This window comes from Streptomyces sp. NPDC003379, assembly GCF_053589195.1.
In genome coordinates this window covers 16,619-32,918 of sequence record NZ_JBSFRK010000036.1, presented here as the reverse complement: position 1 = coordinate 32,918, position 16,300 = coordinate 16,619, and the positions used below count along the sequence as shown (strand labels likewise).

The window sequence follows — 16,300 nt, the reverse complement described above, 5'->3', positions numbered from 1 at the left end:
TCACGCTCCGTTTTGACGTCGGTCGTAGTAGTCCTTGAGGAAGAAGGGGCGAAGTGCCTCTGTTGCTTCTGCGGTGGAGGCAAATCCCCGTTCCCGGGCGGATACATCGATATCGGCATCGGCCAGAAGGCCCCAGATGAGGCTCAGATGCCTTTCCAGGACGCTCTTCTTGAGGTGGTCGATGTGCTTGCTGAAAGAAGACGCGGCCACCTGGTCGTTAATGTGCAGGCTTGAGGAGATCAATGAACGGTTGTGCTCGGCTTGTGGAAGCAGCCAGCGTGCGGCCGGACCGTCGCTGAGATCGGCGGTTAGCCGTGAAGAGCGGATCAGAACGGTAAGCAACTTCTCCCGCTTTGACAGCTGTTCCTGCTCGTTTTCGGTCAGCCAGTGCCGCAGCTGGCCGTCGGCGACGGACGCGCAGCTGAGCTCCAGGCCGTGGGCAGCGGACAGGGCTTGCTCCTCCAGCTGCGCCACCGGAGCATCGGCGGGCAGGCCGGTCATGGCAGACAGGACGTAGCGCCGCCAGCGCTGCGGCTGGTCGGGCCCGAACAGCCTTTGGTAGTCGAGCTGTTGGGAAGCGCTGACGAACCGTCCGTCATGCATATCGCCGGTGAATTCGCGATTCCACTTGCGCAGGTAGGTCGTGCGCCATCCGGTGGGCCAGTCCTCGGCCTGGGTGCCGTGCGGCGCCGAGGTGCCTTCGGCCAGGGCGCGGGCATAGCGCAGCCCGGTGCACGCGTCCAGGTACTTCAGATTCGCATCAGTCCCGTGCTCCCGGTGAAAGCCGAGGATCCGGTCGGCGGCCTCGCGCAGGGCGGGGCCCTGATGCTCGCAGGCCTGGAGCACCGCACGCCAGGAGCGACGCGGATAGTGCAGGGACCGGGCCACCGCCAGCAAATCCCCTTCTTCGGATCCGGTGATCACGCCCGCCTGCCGGGCAGCGGCCAAGGTGTGGCGCATGTTGACCAGGGCTTCGCTGAGGACCTTCCACTCCGGTCCGGCGGTGTGGAGAACGGCTACCTCGTCGTCTCCGTCGATGACTCCGTCCCGGTAGAACTCGAATATTTTTCCGACTCCGTGCATTCCGAATGGGTGGAGCTCGGCTGCCCTGAGGGCGCCCATGCTCGCTGCGCCGATGACAGTGGCGCCCCGGGATATCGACTCGAGAATTTCCTTGTGGCGAATCGGCGGATTTGCGTGGTAGAGGCCGTCGACAAGAAGAACGATGTCTTGCGAGGAGAATCTGTTGCGGATGAAATCACCGTGCTGTGCAGGCGGGTGGATGTGGCAGCCCGGAATGATTTCTTTGGCCGCCTCTTCTGCTGCTGTCGGTCCTGTGAATATGTGGATTGGCACCAGGTTCCTCACTCAGCGTCACGGTCTGTCGCGCATCACGGTCTCTCCAGCTCAGGGCCTGAGGTTAGCCGCCCTCGACGCCCAGACCAAGAGGGATGATGCGGGCGAAACGATGATCTATGAGGCCATTTCATTTTTTCGACTGCATGTAGCACCTAACAGTTCCCTATTGCCCAATCGGGCCCCGGTGGCAAATAGGCCACGCACTGGTCGCTGTAAGTTGAATGTTTGAACGGGTGGTCGTCGGGACAGCGCGCGTTCATAGAGTGGAAATACTCCAGGAATGACCCTGCGGCGAGCGGATCGGCCAAACTCAAGGGTTCAGGCCAATGGCCGGAAATCCCTTGCCGATCTTTCTGGCGCGTTGTTACTTTCATTGAGCCGCACCGCCAGCAGGCTGCATCCAGCAGCAGAGCTGACGAAAAAGGACGGGGCTTATGCGGCTCATACAAGTCGCGTGACTTCACCAAGGAGAGTGCTATGCGCACGGAGAACACGATCGAGGCCTCTGACGACCTGTTCGACGAGGCTGTGCCCACCACCATCGCTCACGAGTCGGCCTCCTACACCGACGAGTGAGTCGGCCTACCACGTGACGCTGTGAAGCGGTGAACACCGTGCCACAGCACTCCAGTTGTGGAGGCGGTGCCCAGGCGCGCAGCGCCGGGACACCGCCTCCACCTCTGCTTGCGCAGCAACACCGGCTCGGCAGCCAGACCGCTCCAGCCGCACAGACGTGAACAACGAAGAGAGGGCCGAACGGTGGGCCAGCCCCTGGTAGAGACGGATTTCGCAACGACAGACGCGCCGTCAGGAGCACGCATCCTGGGGCCCACGCACTACGCGCCGGGCACCGAGGTGGCAGCCGAACTCGTCAAGACAATCGGCCCGCACTGGGGCAAGCGTCCCCTGCACGCCCCAGGGGTCGTGGACACCTCCGCCCTGATGACCGCGGAAGACCTCGACCGCCTCCTTGACTCCCGCACCTTGCGTGTCTCTCAGCTGTGGGTGTGCAACGAGGGACGCAACCTGCCGCCGTCTACCTACATGAGCGTCGGCGAACAGGCCCGCGCCCGCAGCGTCGGCAGCACCGCCGATGTCCGGCGCATCATGACCTTGGCCACCGAAGGCAGCCCCGACCCGGTCAAGGTGGCCCAGCATGTCGCCAACGGCGCGTCACTGACCCTCAACCAGGTCGACCAGTACATTCCCCAGCTGCGCGCCATGTGCGAACAGTTCGAGGCCGTCACCCATATCCGGGCCGGCGTCATCCTGTTCGTCACACCCCCCAGCGCCCAGGCCTTCTCCCTGCATGCCGACCCGCACGACATCATCGTCATGCAGACGCACGGCACCAAGCAGTGGGAGATCCACCCGACCCTCTGGGAGAAGAAGAACGACCCTGACGCCGAAATCCGTCAGCTGGTCATGAAGCCAGGCGACATGCTCTATGTGCCCGAGGGGACCCCGCACGTCGTCCGCACCACCGAGGCGGGCCTGTCGATCCACCAGACGATCCAGTTCGACGTTCCCCGGTACAACGAGCTTGCCACCAAGGTGCTGCTGCGCGCCTTCGAGCAGTACTGCCAGGACAACGACCTCACCGGCCCGGTGCCCCTCCTGCGCGACGGGCAGCCGGAGCTCACCGAGAATCTGGCGCCCCGTTTCGAAGCCTTCGCAGACACCCTCAAGAACGTCGACATCGGCGAACTCATCGGTCAGCACCTGGAATCGGTCGTCCCCCGCCAGCGGACCCTGGCCACCGGCCGCCTTACGGCGATCAGCGCCTCCGACCACGTCAACGCCGAAACCCGACTGCGCCGCGCGGTTCCGCTGGAGGTCACCGCGGAGGACGGGGCCGTCCACACCGTCTTCGGACAGCGCCGCTTCACCAGCCCGGCCCGCACCGAGAAATACCTGACAGCCCTGGCCGAGACCGCTGACACCTTCACCTGCGACAGCGTCAGCAGCGAACTCGACGCCGTATCCCGGCTGCTGCTCTGCCAGCGCCTGGTCCGAGAAGGCGCCATCACCCTCGCCTGATCGCACCGCACCACTGCTGCGCCCGGCCCCCCGTCCGGGCGCAGCAGTCCTGTACACGCCTCGCCCGCCACGCGCCACCGATCGCACACCGCCAGGAGCCCGTCCATGGAAGAACCTCTCCGCCACCTGCCACCCACCAGCGGGGACGCCATCGGGCACCTCCTGACCCGTGTCTGGAACGCCGAAGCCGCTTCCGGCCGCGTCTTCGAGGTCATCGAGCGCTCCGACGGTTTCACCGGGGTGTGCGACGCCGCCGAATACTTCGCCCCGCACGATCAGTGGCCACAACGGGAACAAGACCTCCTCGCCAAGGCCAGCGGCCGCATCCTCGACGTGGGCTGCGGCGCCGGGCGCCACTTGCTCCACCTCCAGCAACAGGGCCACACCGTACTGGGAATCGACTCCTCGCCCGGGGCCGTCGACCTGTGCCAAAAGCAGGGCATACCGGCCAGTCTGGGAACCGCGCAGAGCCTGCCCTGCGACGACAACTCGGCCGACACCATCTTGGCCATGGGCGCCAACCTCGGCCTGCTGGGCGGGCGGGAAGAATCCCTCATCACCCTGCAGGAGTGGGCACGCGTCGCCGCCTCCGGAGCCCAGGTCCTGGCTACCGGCCGCGACCCCTACGCCTCAAAGGGGACCCTGCACACGGACTACCACCAGGCAAACCGCGACGCCGGCCGCATGGCGGGCCAACTGCGCATCCGCATCCGCTCCGGAGCCCTGGTCACCCCCTACTTCGACTACCTCTACTGCTCACTGAGCGAGCTCGAGGAACTCCTGACCCCCTCGCCGTGGCGTCTGAGCCACACCATCGAGGACGGCAACGGCGGCTACGGCGTAGCCCTCGCCCTCAAGGACTGACCGCCCTGACCCCACGAACTGCTGGAGAACGCATGAAGGACGGCTACTACCTCTCTGCCTACCTCAACCCGGTCGGCCTGCAACGCGTCCTGAATGTGACCTACCGTCATGACGCGAACTTCTCCCTCTGGCGCAAGGACGGGCAGCAGGTCACCCTCATCGCCCACTGGGAGATCGAACGCATCAGCGGCCAGAAACAGCACCGGACCCCCTTCCTGGACCGCGAGCACCTCACCAGCTTCCTCAACGAACAACTGGCTGAACACGGCTTGACCCTCGAGGACATGACCGAGGTCTGGGGAACACCGGACATCGACACTGTCAGCGACTACCACCTGGGTGATGACCACCCCGACATCGCCTACCACGCCCTTTCGCACCTCTACAGCGCCCTGCTGCTGGACACCGACAAGTACTACAACGGCACCATCCTGGGCTTCGCCGTGGACCGAGGCCCCGAGTTCGTCATCGAACGCAGCATCAAGGACAAGTGGTTCGCGGGATGCGTCGTCCGCAACGGCGAGTCGACGATCTTCCCTGTCCAGTCTCCAGCCCCCCTCTACGGCGCCGCAAAGGACCGCTTCCGCCAGCGCGAGGGAACACTCATGGCGCTGGCCACTGCCACCAAGGCCCACGGCACCTGCGACCAGGACGCCATTCTTCGCGAGTTCGTCTTCGACGACATCACCTCCATGACCACAGCGGCTACCGCCCTGAGCCACATCGTCGACCAGGTGAGCGCCACGTTGGTCAGCGACCCCGAGTTCTCCGCGCAGGACTCCCTGGTCAGCGCCGTCATGAAGGAAGTCCAGGCCATCTCCGTACGCATTATGGAGAACAGCGTCGAGCAGGCAGTCGAGCGCCACCAGCTCAATCCGGCTGACACGCACCTGGCGCTGGCCGGCGGCTACGCCCTCAACTGCCCCACCAACAGCCACCTTATGGAGAAGTACGGTTTCAAGGAGCTCCTCGCTCCGCCCTGCGTGGGCGACGACGGACAGTCCATCGGCATGGCACTGGCGGCGTTCCTCAAGAAGAGCGGAGACCAGACGTTCTCCTTCCGCTTCCCCTCCGCCTACCTCGGAGGAAGCGACCAGGCCCTCAACGAGGTCCTCACCGAACACCAGCCTTACATCGCTACTACCAGCGCCTACGACGACAATCAGGCCGTCGCAGACCTGCAAGAAGGCCCCATCGTCTGGTTCCACGGCCGGTCAGAGATCGGCCCTCGGGCCCTGGGCAACCGCAGCCTCATCGCCGACCCCACCACTTACACCTCCAAAGAACTCCTCAACCAGCACAAACAGCGCGAATGGTGGCGCCCGGTCGCACCGGTCGTCCTCCAGGACCACATCGACGACTGGTTCGAAGACGCCCGTCCCTCGCCCTACATGCTCGAGACCTTCCGGATCCGCGGAGCACGCCGCACCCAGATCCCCGCCGTCGCACACCTGGACTACTCGGCCCGCGTCCAGACCCTGACCGCCGAGCAGAACCCCGAGCTGCACCGCCTCATCAGCGCCTTCCACACCGCTACTGGTGTGCCGATGCTCTGCAACACCTCCCTCAACGACAAGGGTGAGCCGATCATCGAGAAGCTCACCGAGGCCGTGAACTTCTGCCTGCGAAAAAGGATTAAGGTCGCTTACCTCAACGGCACACGCGTCGAGTTCACCAACTTCGACGCCTACGCGCAGACGGAACCCCTCCCACGGGACCACGAACGCTTCACCCACATCCCTCACGCAGCAGAGGAGCGGATCCGGGCCACGCTCAACCCGCACGGTCTGCCCGACGTGTACCTCTATCGCTACCTGCACGACAACCTCATGGTGGACGCTGTCGACATCACCACCGCACAGGGAGCCCAGGCCGTCCGCGAAGCCGTGGACCAGCAGTTCGCAGCGGACCCCGACCTGCGGGCCTATTCGGAGAACCGGATGCGGGAGCGCGGCGAGAAGTTCGCCTCCATCGGATCCCGCTACACGTTCTGAAGCAGTCGAGCGCAGGAAGAGAGCCACGATGACAGACGCGGATGGCATGCCCATCATGGAACCGCCCCGGCCACGCAGGCCCAATCCACCCGAGCCTGAGGCGGCCCACCAGCCGCTCTAACATCCCCCACGGGTCCTGCCGCCGGGCTGCACCGCAGCCACAGGCAAACGCCGACTTCCCCACGCGGCGTGCCCCATTCCAAGGAGACCTCACATGAGCACCGACCCGGACCGCTGGAGCGAACGCCACCTCTGGGAGGTCTGGGCGGATCACTACGACGAGAGCTTCTTGGGCACGCCCGAACCAGACGAGGTCGTCGCAGGGCTGGTGAAACTAGCTGCTGGGGGAAGGGCACTGGAACTGGGGATCGGTACCGGACGTATCGCAATCCCCCTCGCCCAGGCGGGGGTCGCCGTCGACGGCATCGAGCTGTCCGAGAAGATGGCTCGCCGCGTTGCGGAGAAGGCCGCAGGCCTGCCGCTCTGCGTGATCACCGGGGACATGGCGGACGTGCCCACCCAGGAGACCTACTCCCTGGTGATCGCAGCGCACAGCGCGCTGCATCTGCTGCAATCACAACAGGACCAACTGCGCTGCATACGTAACAGCGCACGAGTGCTCACCGTCGGCGGACATCTCGCCGTCGAGCACACCCACCCGCAGGTCTTCGCTGGGAAACTGCGCGGGAAGAACCTCAGCATCCGCGGCCTCAGCGACCAGCACCTTGCCCTCTCAGCGACCGTCGTCGACACCGCCAAGCAAACAATCTCCTTCCAGGAGATCAGCTTCTCGGAAGACGGACTGAGCCTGCTGCCGTGCCACGTCCGCTGGGTCTGGCCCTCAGAACTCGATCTCATGGCGACCATGGCCAGCCTGGAACTCGTGTCCCGGGCCCAGGACTGGCAGGGAACCCCGGTGACCCCCGACAGCACACAAGTAGTCTCCATCTACTGCAAAGTTGAGCAGAGCGACGTCCCATAGGCGTCCTCAGCAAGCTACGACCAGTGAGATATCGCGACAACCGGCCAGGTGCTCAGCCCAGCGCTGCGACCGACACCGGCAGAGACTGGGACGCTGGCCGTACGCTCAACGCCGGGTGCTGCTGAAGGAGTAAGACATACCGATGACGGGACACCTTTCGACCCCGCCCAGCCGCGCGTACCTCGCAAGCTTCTGGGGGGGGAATTCAACACGGACGCCGGTATGGCCTTCTCGAAGTACCAGCGCATCGACGGGCCAGCTGGCTACCCGCAGGCAGGGCCCGCCGATCAGCAGATAGCGAGCGCCGGCCACGACGACCTGAGCAAACTCGATGAGGCTGGAGCGGAGAGGTGGCACGCCACGCGCGTCTCCGCCGGTGAACCGCTCGAGGTGCGCTGGACGATCGCCACGCCTCGGCCTACTCTCACTTTCTCCTATTTCCTCACGGTGCCCACCTACACACCGTCACAGCCGCTCAGCCGCGCCGTCTTTGACGAGCAGCCCTTCGCCGAGATCCGGACCGAAGCGGTCCACCCGTTCACCATCCACGACGTTGAACTGCCCAAGGACCGCCACGGACGCCATGCCCTATTGGCGATCTGTACGGTCACGGACAGCGACACGGCCTTCTACTCCGTCGCGGACATCGACATCACGTAGGCGACACACCTTGCGGTCAGGGCCACGGCGCGCGGGAATGCCCCCCACGACCACAGCCACCAGCCGCACTAGCTCACCCACGTACCTGCTCGGCTGGCATCCACGCTGCGCCACCAGAACGGACAGATCCGGCCGAGCAGGTACCTCTTGCCATCTTGGGTCCTAGACGTCGTTGCCGCGCTAGGTGAGCCGCCTTTCGGGACGCTGGCGGCCCTCGGCCCAGACGGCCGAGGACACCTGTTGGGGCATCACAGCTCGCCTCGATGCCACAGGGCCTCTTGATCAGCGAGCAGGTCTGTGTCCAGCACTCTGTGGCGCACGGCTTCCACCCACGCGGCGGCGAGGCCGCCGAAGGCCTCGAGATCTCTGACGTCGAACTGCTGGCCCTTCGGGAACAGCGCCAGGAGTCCATCGCTGGCGGGATCTCCGTGGTCACAGGACCGGCACAGTGCAGCCTGGCGAAGACCGGCCACCTCCTCACCCCGGGCGTTCCTCCAGGAGTGGGGGAAGGTGGCCTGTAACAGCGTCGCCAGCCCACAGCTCCCGCAGAGGGACGTCTCCGCACCGGCAAGGCGGAGGACGATCTCGTCGTGATTGTGTTTCACGCCACGCCCATCCACACGCCCGGGCCGAACGCTCCCTTGATGTCGGAGGCGACGGACGTCGCGTCGACCAAGAAGCCCAGCTCGTACACCACCGTCTTGTCGGGGCCCTGAACCCGCATCCGCACCGGGCTTTCACCCCGGTGCGCCGTGAGGATGCGCTTCAGCTCGTCCACGGCGGGCTGGTTGACCTTGTAGGCGGGAAACGCCAGCTGAACCGGTGGGGGGCCGCCATGCTCGGCCGACGAAACATCCAAAACCTGGATCTCCTGCCCGAAGATGCTGACCGCGCCGTCCCGGTCGTTGAGGCGGCCCTGGACGGAGACCACGCTGTCGGGAAGCAGCGCATGTGCAACAAGGTTGTATACGGCCGGGAAGAAGAGGACCTCCATCTCGCCGTCGCGGTCGGCGAGCTTAATGATGGCCCAGGCGTTGCCCTGCTTGGTCATGCGCCGCTCGACGCCCGTGATCAGACCCGACAGGCGGACCGTTCCTTCGGTGCGCCCCGAGCCGAGCAGCTCGCTGATGGTGGTGTCACGGTGACGGGACAGGATGTGCTCGGTGCCATCAAGGGGATGCGCCGAGACATACAGGCCGAGCATTTCCCGCTCGGTGGCCAGGACTTGCTTGCGGGGCCACTCGTCTTCGGCGATGGGGAAGTCCAGTCCGAAGACCGGCTCCTCGGAGTCACCCTGGCTGAGCGCCGCGAACAGGTCATCCTGGCCGAAGGAGGCGGCCTTCTTTACGGGAATGATCGAGTCGATGGCGTCCTCGTGCGCCGCCGACAGGCCCTTGCGGGTGTGGCCCAGCGAGTCGAAGGCGCCAGCTTTGATCAACGATTCCACGGCCCGCTTGTTCAGCGCCGCGATGTCTGCCTTCTCCAGGAAGTCGGCAAAGGCCGTGTACTTGCCCTTTGACTTGCGTGAGGCCACCAGCGATTCGATGACGCCGTCGCCGACGTTGCGCACCGACCGCAGACCGAAGCGTACGTCGTCACCGACGGCGGTGAAGTCCGCAACGGACTCGTTGATGTCCGGGGGCAGCACCTGCACACCCAGCTTGCGAGCATCGGCGAGGTAGATGGCGGCCTTGTCCTTGTCGTCGCCGACGGAGGTGAGCAAGGCGGCCATGTACTCGGCCGGGTAGTTCGCCTTGAGGTAGGCGGTCCAATAGGAGACGAGACCATAGCCGGCAGTGTGAGACTTGTTGAATGCATAGCCCGAGAACGGCAGCATCACGTCCCACAGAGCCTTGATGGACTCCTCGGAGTACCCGTTGGTCTGCATGCCGCCGTGAAACTTTTCCCACTCGGCAGCCAGGACCTCTGGCTTCTTCTTGCCCATGGCTCGGCGCAGCAGGTCGGCGCCGCCCAGCGTGTAGCCGGCGAGCTGGCGGGCGATGGCCATGATCTGCTCTTGGTAGACGAGCAGGTGGAACGTGTTGCCCAGGATTCCTTCCAGGTGCTCCTTGAGCTCCGGGTGGATCGGCTCGATCTCCTGGCGACCGGTTTTTCGGTGCGCGTAGTTGGTGTGGGCGTTCGCCGCCATGGGGCCGGGACGGTACAGGGCGAGGGCGGCCGCGATGTCTTCGAACCGGGAGGGCTCCATCAACTTGAGCAGGGTGCGCATGCCGCCGCCGTCGAGCTGAAAAACCCCGAACGTGTCGCCGCGCGCCAGCAGGGCGAAGGTGGTCGCATCGTCCAGAGGAATCGGCTGGTCGTCGCCCAGGGGCACCGCGTCCGTGGTGATATTCACGCCGCGGTTCTCGCGGATGTTCTGGATCGCTTGATCGATGACACCCAGGTTGCGCAGACCCAGGAAGTCCATCTTGACCAGCCCCATGTCCTCACAGCTGGGGTAGTCGAAACCGGTGATCTTCACGCCGTCCTTGGCGCGCATGTGGAGCGGGATCCGGTCGGTCAGCTTCGTCTTCGAAAGGATCACCGCAGCCGCGTGAACACCGGTGTTGCGGATCAATCCCTCGACGCCCTTGGCGCCGTCCACGACCTTCTTGACATCCGGTTCGCTCTCATAGAGGGCCCGGATCTCCCCCGCCTCGCCGTACCGGGGGTGCTCCGGATCGAAGATCCCGTTGATGGGGATGGACTTGCCCATCACATCGGCGGGCAGCGCCTTCGTGATCCGCTCTCCGTGCGAGAACGGGTAGCCCATCAGCCGGGAAGTGTCCTTGATCGCGTTCTTGGCCTTGAGCTTGCCGAACGTGTTGACCATCGCCGTGTACTCGTCGCCGTACTTGTCCACCACATAACGCACCATGGCGTCGCGCTGCCGGTCGTCGAAGTCGAGGTCGACATCAGGCGGGTTGATGCGCTCGGGGTTGAGGAACCGCTCGAAGAGCAAGCCGTGCTCGAGCGGGCACAACTCGGTGATGCGGGTGGCATAGGCGACGATCGAGCCGGTCGCTGAGCCACGGCCAGGACCTACCGGGATCTTGCTGTCCCGGGCATGGCGGCAGATGTCGGCAACGACGAGGAAGTACGACGAGAAGTTCATCGGTCCAATGACCGACATCTCGGTCTCGAAACGCTCCAACACCTCGCCGGGGATTGGGTCGCCATAGCGCATGGCCAGGCCCTTGAGGCACTCCTTGCGCAGCCATGACTCCTGGGTCTCGCCCTCAGGCACGTCGGGGAAGGCCGGCATCTCATCGACGTTCTCGAAGACCGAGGAGTACGACTCGACACGTTCTGCGATCAGCAGTGTGTTGTCACACGCTTCAGGAAGTTCGGAGAACAGTTCCCGCATCTGGGCTGCGGTCTTGAGGTAGTAGCCAGATCCGTTGAACCGGAAACGGTTTGGGTCGTCCTTGTTCTTGCCGACCCCGATGCACAGCAGATTGTCGTGCGCATCCGCGTGTTCCTCGAGTACGTAGTGCGCGTCGTTTGTCGCCAGCAGCGGGATGCTGAGGTCCTTGGCCAGACGCAACAGGTCGGCGCGGACGTTGCGCTCAAGGTCCAGGCCGTGGTCCATCAGCTCCAGGAAGTAGTTTTCCTTCCCGAAGATGTCCTGGTAGGCGCCGGCGACCTCGCGGGCTTCGTCGTACTGGTTCAGCCGCAGCCGGGTCTGGATGGCACCGGACGGGCAGCCGGTGGACGCGATGATCCCGTCGGCGTGCTCGGAGATCAACTCCATGTCCATGCGCGGCTTGCCCGCGGGGAACTGGCCTGTATAGGAGGCTTCTGTCGACAAGTAGAAGAGGTTCTGCAGACCCTGTACGTTCTGCGCCCACATCGTCATGTGGGTGAAGCGACCGCCGCCGGAGACGTCCTTGGACCCCTCGCCGTCGTCGGACATGGCCCGCACGCCGCCAGGCCCCCAGAACTCCTGCTTCCGGTTGCGTCGGGAGGACGGCGCAACGTAGGCCTCGATCCCGATGATTGGCTTCACCCCGTCGAAGCCCTTGGCCACCTGCTGGAACTCATAGGCGCCAAACATGTTGCCGTGGTCGGACATGGCGATGGCCGGCATGCCCTGGCGTGCGACCTCCGTGAACATCGGCTTCAGGCGCTGGGCCCCGTCGAGCATCGAATACTCAGTGTGATTGTGCAGGTGAACAAAACTGCTGTCGGACACCGGTCCAGCACCTCCAGGCGGCGGGGAAGTCCTCACCCTATCTAGTAGTGCTTCGTTAGGTTCTGGGTCTGCTGGTGGTGAGGGATCGGTCGCAGGTGGTGCAGGTGCCGGTCCAGCACCGCAGCATGTCCTGGAGGGTGTCCAGGACTTGGTAGAGGCTCAGGCCGGCATGGGGACTTTTGGGTCGTAGCGCCGCAGAGTGAGGAATGCCTGGGCGGCGGTGACGAGGGTGACGTGGTGGTGCCAGCCACGCCAGGTGCGGCCCTCGAAATGGTCCAGGCCCAGACCGTGCTTGAGCTCGCGGTAATCGTGCTCGATGCGCCATCGCATCTTCGCCCACCGCACCAGATCGGCGATGAGGGTGGTAGGTGGCAGGTTCGTCATCCAGTAGCCGGTCGGCCCAGTGGCATGTTCAGGCTGTTCGACCAGCAAGGTCCGCAGCGGCAGCACGCCGTCCCAACGATTACGTCCACCGGCCTGTTCCTGGGCCATGCGGCGGGCCTCCTTTCCCGACGGTCGCACCTGGAGCACAGCGAAACGTGAGGTCATCGCGCCCTTGCTGCCCTGCCGCCAAGCGACGTCCTGGAACGGCGTGCTGTTGTCGGCAAAGGTGTGCAGGGGCCGGGGCGCCTGGCGATAGCGAAGCAGCGTGGGCGGTCCAAGCCCGCCGTAGTCGGGTTGCGACGGCTCGGCATCGACAGGCCGTGCGATCTCTTTGGGGTCCAGGGCCATGACGTAGGACCAGCCGCGTTCTTCCAGCGCGAGCCGGAAGGAGACGCTGCGGCCATAGCCGGCATCAGCGACGATGACCGGCACCGGCCCCAGCCACTCGGCCAGCCGGTCCAGCAGGCCCAGCGCCAGGCGGGCCTTGGTCAAGTGCCCGACATCGCCGGGCACCCCGGCCCGTCGCCTGCGCTGGTGATCGTCTGCCCATTCCTCGGGGAGGAACAAGTCCCACTCCAGCGGGCAGGACGCGGCATCGGTGGCCGCGTGCACGCTCACCGCAACCTGGCAGTTGGCCCGCTTGCCCAGCCCACCGCAGTACTGTCGGGCCACCCCCACCGACGCCCGCCCGCACTTGGGAAACGAGACATCATCGACCACCCACACTTCCGGCTGGATCACCCGGCACAGTCTCTCGGCGATCCGCCGGCGCACCGGCATCCAGTCCCACGGAGACTGGCTGACGAACTGCTGCAGGGCCTGCATATCGCCGTCCGGCAGCCGTTCGGCCATCGGCTGGATCGACTTGCGCCGACCGTCCAGCATCAGCCCCCGCAGATAACACTCGCCCTTGGCCCGCTGATCCTTGCGCGGCACCGAGGCGAACACATCACCCACGAACAACCCCAACGACGCCCGCAAACGGTCTACTTCATGCGCGTCCACACATGCAACATGCTCCTGATCAGCGCCAACGAGAAGACCTAACGAAGCACTACTAGGCGCGGTCCAGGCAATGTTGGCCCCGTTGACGACGGCGCGCAGCAGGGGCGTTGACGTGGTGGTTCTGCCAGAAGACATAGAGGCTGATCCCCACCCACCGGCCCTTATCGGAGGTATTGCCGGGATTTCTGATCTCGTCCTACTGACCTTTCCGTTCAGTTGTCGGGGCTGACATTGCTCGGTCCCTGCGATACGCCGGGGCCATGAGATATGCGCAGGGCGGTGGTCTCACTCCGCAGGGTCAGGCCGCGAGGGAGCGGGTGCGCATGCTGGCTGTCGATGGCTTCGCGCGGGGTGAGAAGAACACGGTGATCGCGAAGGAACTGCGGGTCAGTATCCGGTCGGTGGAACGGTGGCGCCGGGCCTGGCGCGAGGGAGGTCGGCAGGCCCGGCGCCCTTCGGGACCGGCTAAGCGGCCGAAGATCGGCGACAGTGGCTTCGCCGTGCTGGAGCCGCTGTTGCTGGCAGGCGCGGTAGCTCAGGGCTGGGCAGATGAGCGGTGGACGCTCTCGCGGGTGCGACTGCTGATTGCCGACCACCTGGAGGTGTCGTTGTCGATCCGCGGAGTGTGGGAGCTGCTGCGGCGGCACGGATGGTCGTGTCAGCGGCCTGCCCGGCGGGCGGTCGAGCGGGACGAGGCGGCGGTGGCCAGCTGGAGGAAGGAGACCTGGCCCCGGGCAAAGCCACCGCGGCGGCGCTCGGGGCATGGCTGGTCTTCGAGGACGAAGCCGCCGTCTCGATGACGTCGCACCGCGCACGCACCTGGGCACCCAGAGGGAGCACGCCCGTGGTTGGGTTCAACGGCGCTTCCCGTGGCCGCATCTCGATGGCTGCAGTGGTGTGCTTCAAGGCCGGCGAACGCAGCCGCTTGATTTTCCGTCCTCGCGTCCAGGGCCATCACCAGGGTGCCCATCGCGGCTTCACCTGGCAGGACTATCGTGATCTTCTCGTTCGGGCCCACCTTCAGCTCGGCGGTCCCGTTGTTGTGCTCTGGGACAATTTGAATGTTCATCGCTGCAGTCGTTTACGTGAGTACGCGGCAGGCCATGACTGGCTCACCATCGTCCAGCTGCCCAGCTATGCACCCGACCTCAATCCGGTCGAGGGCATCTGGTCGTTGCTCCGGCGCAGCACTACCGCCAACGTCGTCTTCCGCGACCGCGACCACCTTGTCCAAGCCGTCCGCAGTGGCCTGCGCCGGATCCAACGACGCACCGACCTCATCGAGGGCTGCCTCGCCGAAACCGGCCTCTCACTCAACACGACAACTGAACGGAAAGGTCAGTAACGCATGGCTGAACTGGGCTTCGATCCCGTTGCGCCAGGAGCTGCTCGCCAAAGTGCATGCGGCCCTGCCCCGTTGCTCGCCGCGCGACGGCGTGTTCGATCCGTTTCGGCTCGGTGCGGGAGCAGCAGCCGGCCAACCACGATCCCCCCTCCAGTTCTTTGACTGGGCCGGGGCCCGCCATCTGACGGGCAGCGGCGAACGGCCCGCGGGCTGTGGTCCACTCGGTCTTCCCTAGAGAGTCCGTCACGACTCAGGCGGGCGTGCTGAGTTGCGAAGAAGGAGAGGTACCGGGAGTGCTGGCTTCCTCGTAGGTGGGGCGGGGGATGGCGTGTCGGGTGCTGTTGTGCAGGCCGGGGCAGATCACCTTGACCACGGAGAACTCGCTGGTGGTGCTCAGATCGACAAGAATCGGTTCCACACCGGTGCGGTGCGCCACGTGACCGCTGGCCCACCGGATCTCCTCGGCGATGTTGCCGAAATCGTGAGGGGCGGAATGCGGCAGGTCCGCATAGCGGCAGCCCTGCGGTGCTGGGAGAGGCCGGGTGGCGGCGCCCCGCAGGACGTGGGAGTAGCGGGTGGACAGATCGTCTCGGGTCCCGTTGATGGAGGTCAGGCGGCTTTGTACGGCCTCGGTGATGGCGCGAGCCAGAGCGACGTTGGCGGAGGAGTGAGCCCCGGAGCCGGCGGTCATGACCGGAAAGTCCTCACTCCAGACATAGGCCGCAAAGCACGGAATCCCCCAGCGGTTTTCGATCCAGGAGACGTCCAGGAAGACGTGGTTGCGCACGATCTGCTCCACCAGGGGGCCGCAGACCGGGTCGTCGATGCTGTCCAGGCGAAGTGAGATGCGCTGATCCTGGGGCCTGGAGGTCAGCGTACTGAGCACATCGCGTTCGAGAACCTCGTAGAGGGCGTGCAACCCCGCCTCCTCTCGGGAGTTGCCCGACGCCAGGCCGTTGCTTCCCATCCGCAGGCCGCGCGGCTCCCACGGGCCATGAGTCCGGCTGTGCAGCCGGACGGTATCGAGAGGCACCGGTACGGCCTGGCCCGAGAGGATGCCGGTTCCCGCCACCCAAGAAAGAGGACTGGCTGCGGTCAGAAGACTCCCTGCCCGGTGGTCCAACTGCTCCAGGGCGTAGGGAAGATCCAGGGCGGTGGCGCAAATGTTGCGCTGGGTGGGAGCGGGACAGGCGTACTCGGCGTGCCATATTTCGATGGATTCCATGACTGCGGAAATCTTGGCCAGCAGGAGAGAGTGGCCCTTCCCCTGCGAGGCCGACAATGTGCGCGCCAGAGGCCGGTAAGCCACGGCTACCGGGATACCGATGATGTCCAGACCAGTGACATCAGCGACGCGCGTAATGCCGTAGTCGGAGAGCAGCGGGCGCACCGTCTCCCAGGTTTGCTCAGGAGAACGGACCCGATGGGTCCCTGCGAAGTAGACCTTGTTGCCGGACGATGTGTGAGCCATG

11 protein-coding genes are annotated in these 16,300 nt (G+C 65.2%); 6 read left to right on the top strand and 5 right to left on the bottom strand.

Features of this window, described 5'->3' with window-relative positions:
• Positions 1 to 1,356, bottom strand: coding sequence for a TfuA-like protein (locus tag ACWDVB_RS29310; protein ID WP_451517595.1), 1,356 nt, complete (start codon positions 1,354 to 1,356; stop codon positions 1 to 3).
• A gap of 858 nt (positions 1,357 to 2,214) precedes the next feature.
• Between ACWDVB_RS29310 and ACWDVB_RS29305 the strand changes: the two genes are divergently transcribed.
• The 5 genes from ACWDVB_RS29305 (at position 2,215) to ACWDVB_RS29285 (ending at position 7,899) form a co-directional block, all read left to right on the top strand.
• Positions 2,215 to 3,399 (top strand): JmjC domain-containing protein, encoded by a 1,185-nt coding sequence (locus tag ACWDVB_RS29305; protein WP_451517596.1) that lies wholly within the window; start codon positions 2,215 to 2,217, stop codon positions 3,397 to 3,399.
• 105 nt (positions 3,400 to 3,504) lie between these two features.
• Positions 3,505 to 4,263 carry a class I SAM-dependent methyltransferase gene (locus tag ACWDVB_RS29300; RefSeq protein ID WP_451517597.1) on the top strand — a complete coding sequence of 253 codons (759 nt, stop codon included), beginning with the start codon at positions 3,505 to 3,507 and terminating at the stop codon, positions 4,261 to 4,263.
• Positions 4,264 to 4,295: 32 nt separating this feature from the next.
• Positions 4,296 to 6,257: a carbamoyltransferase C-terminal domain-containing protein gene (locus ACWDVB_RS29295; protein WP_451517598.1), complete on the top strand. Its 1,962-nt coding sequence runs from the start codon at positions 4,296 to 4,298 to the stop codon at positions 6,255 to 6,257.
• 214 nt (positions 6,258 to 6,471) lie between these two features.
• Complete coding sequence (locus tag ACWDVB_RS29290; protein ID WP_451517599.1) at positions 6,472 to 7,239, top strand: class I SAM-dependent methyltransferase; 768 nt, start codon at positions 6,472 to 6,474, stop codon at positions 7,237 to 7,239.
• A 222-nt stretch (positions 7,240 to 7,461) separates the two neighbouring features.
• Complete coding sequence (locus ACWDVB_RS29285) at positions 7,462 to 7,899, top strand: lytic polysaccharide monooxygenase (RefSeq protein WP_451517600.1); 438 nt, start codon at positions 7,462 to 7,464, stop codon at positions 7,897 to 7,899.
• Between the two features lie 248 nt (positions 7,900 to 8,147).
• Here ACWDVB_RS29285 and ACWDVB_RS29280 read toward each other — a convergent pair whose 3' ends face one another.
• The 3 genes from ACWDVB_RS29280 to ACWDVB_RS29270 form a co-directional block, all read right to left on the bottom strand.
• Positions 8,148 to 8,504, bottom strand: a complete 357-nt coding sequence (locus tag ACWDVB_RS29280) for a DUF6300 family protein (protein WP_451517601.1) — start codon at positions 8,502 to 8,504, stop codon at positions 8,148 to 8,150.
• The gene (gene dnaE, locus ACWDVB_RS29275) at positions 8,501 to 12,046 is read right to left on the bottom strand and encodes a DNA polymerase III subunit alpha (RefSeq protein WP_451517622.1); all 3,546 of its coding nucleotides are present in this window, start codon (positions 12,044 to 12,046) and stop codon (positions 8,501 to 8,503) included. Before dnaE ends, ACWDVB_RS29280 begins: the two co-directional genes overlap by 4 nt.
• 207 nt (positions 12,047 to 12,253) lie before the next feature.
• Entirely contained in the window at positions 12,254 to 13,483 is a 1,230-nt protein-coding gene (locus ACWDVB_RS29270) for an IS701 family transposase (protein WP_451517602.1), read from the bottom strand.
• A gap of 260 nt (positions 13,484 to 13,743) precedes the next feature.
• On the opposite strand from ACWDVB_RS29270, the gene ACWDVB_RS29265 reads away from it, so the two are divergent.
• Positions 13,744 to 14,828 (top strand): IS630 family transposase gene (locus ACWDVB_RS29265; RefSeq protein WP_451517603.1). Its coding sequence is split into 2 segments (ribosomal slippage): positions 13,744 to 14,191 and positions 14,191 to 14,828, totalling 1,086 coding nucleotides; the frame shifts between segments, so codons are not numbered across the junction.
• Positions 14,829 to 15,078: 250 nt separating this feature from the next.
• On the opposite strand, the gene ACWDVB_RS29260 is transcribed toward ACWDVB_RS29265, so the two are convergent.
• Complete coding sequence (locus ACWDVB_RS29260) at positions 15,079 to 16,299, bottom strand: YcaO-like family protein (RefSeq protein WP_451517604.1); 1,221 nt, start codon at positions 16,297 to 16,299, stop codon at positions 15,079 to 15,081.
• Between the last annotated feature and the right edge of the window lies 1 nt (position 16,300).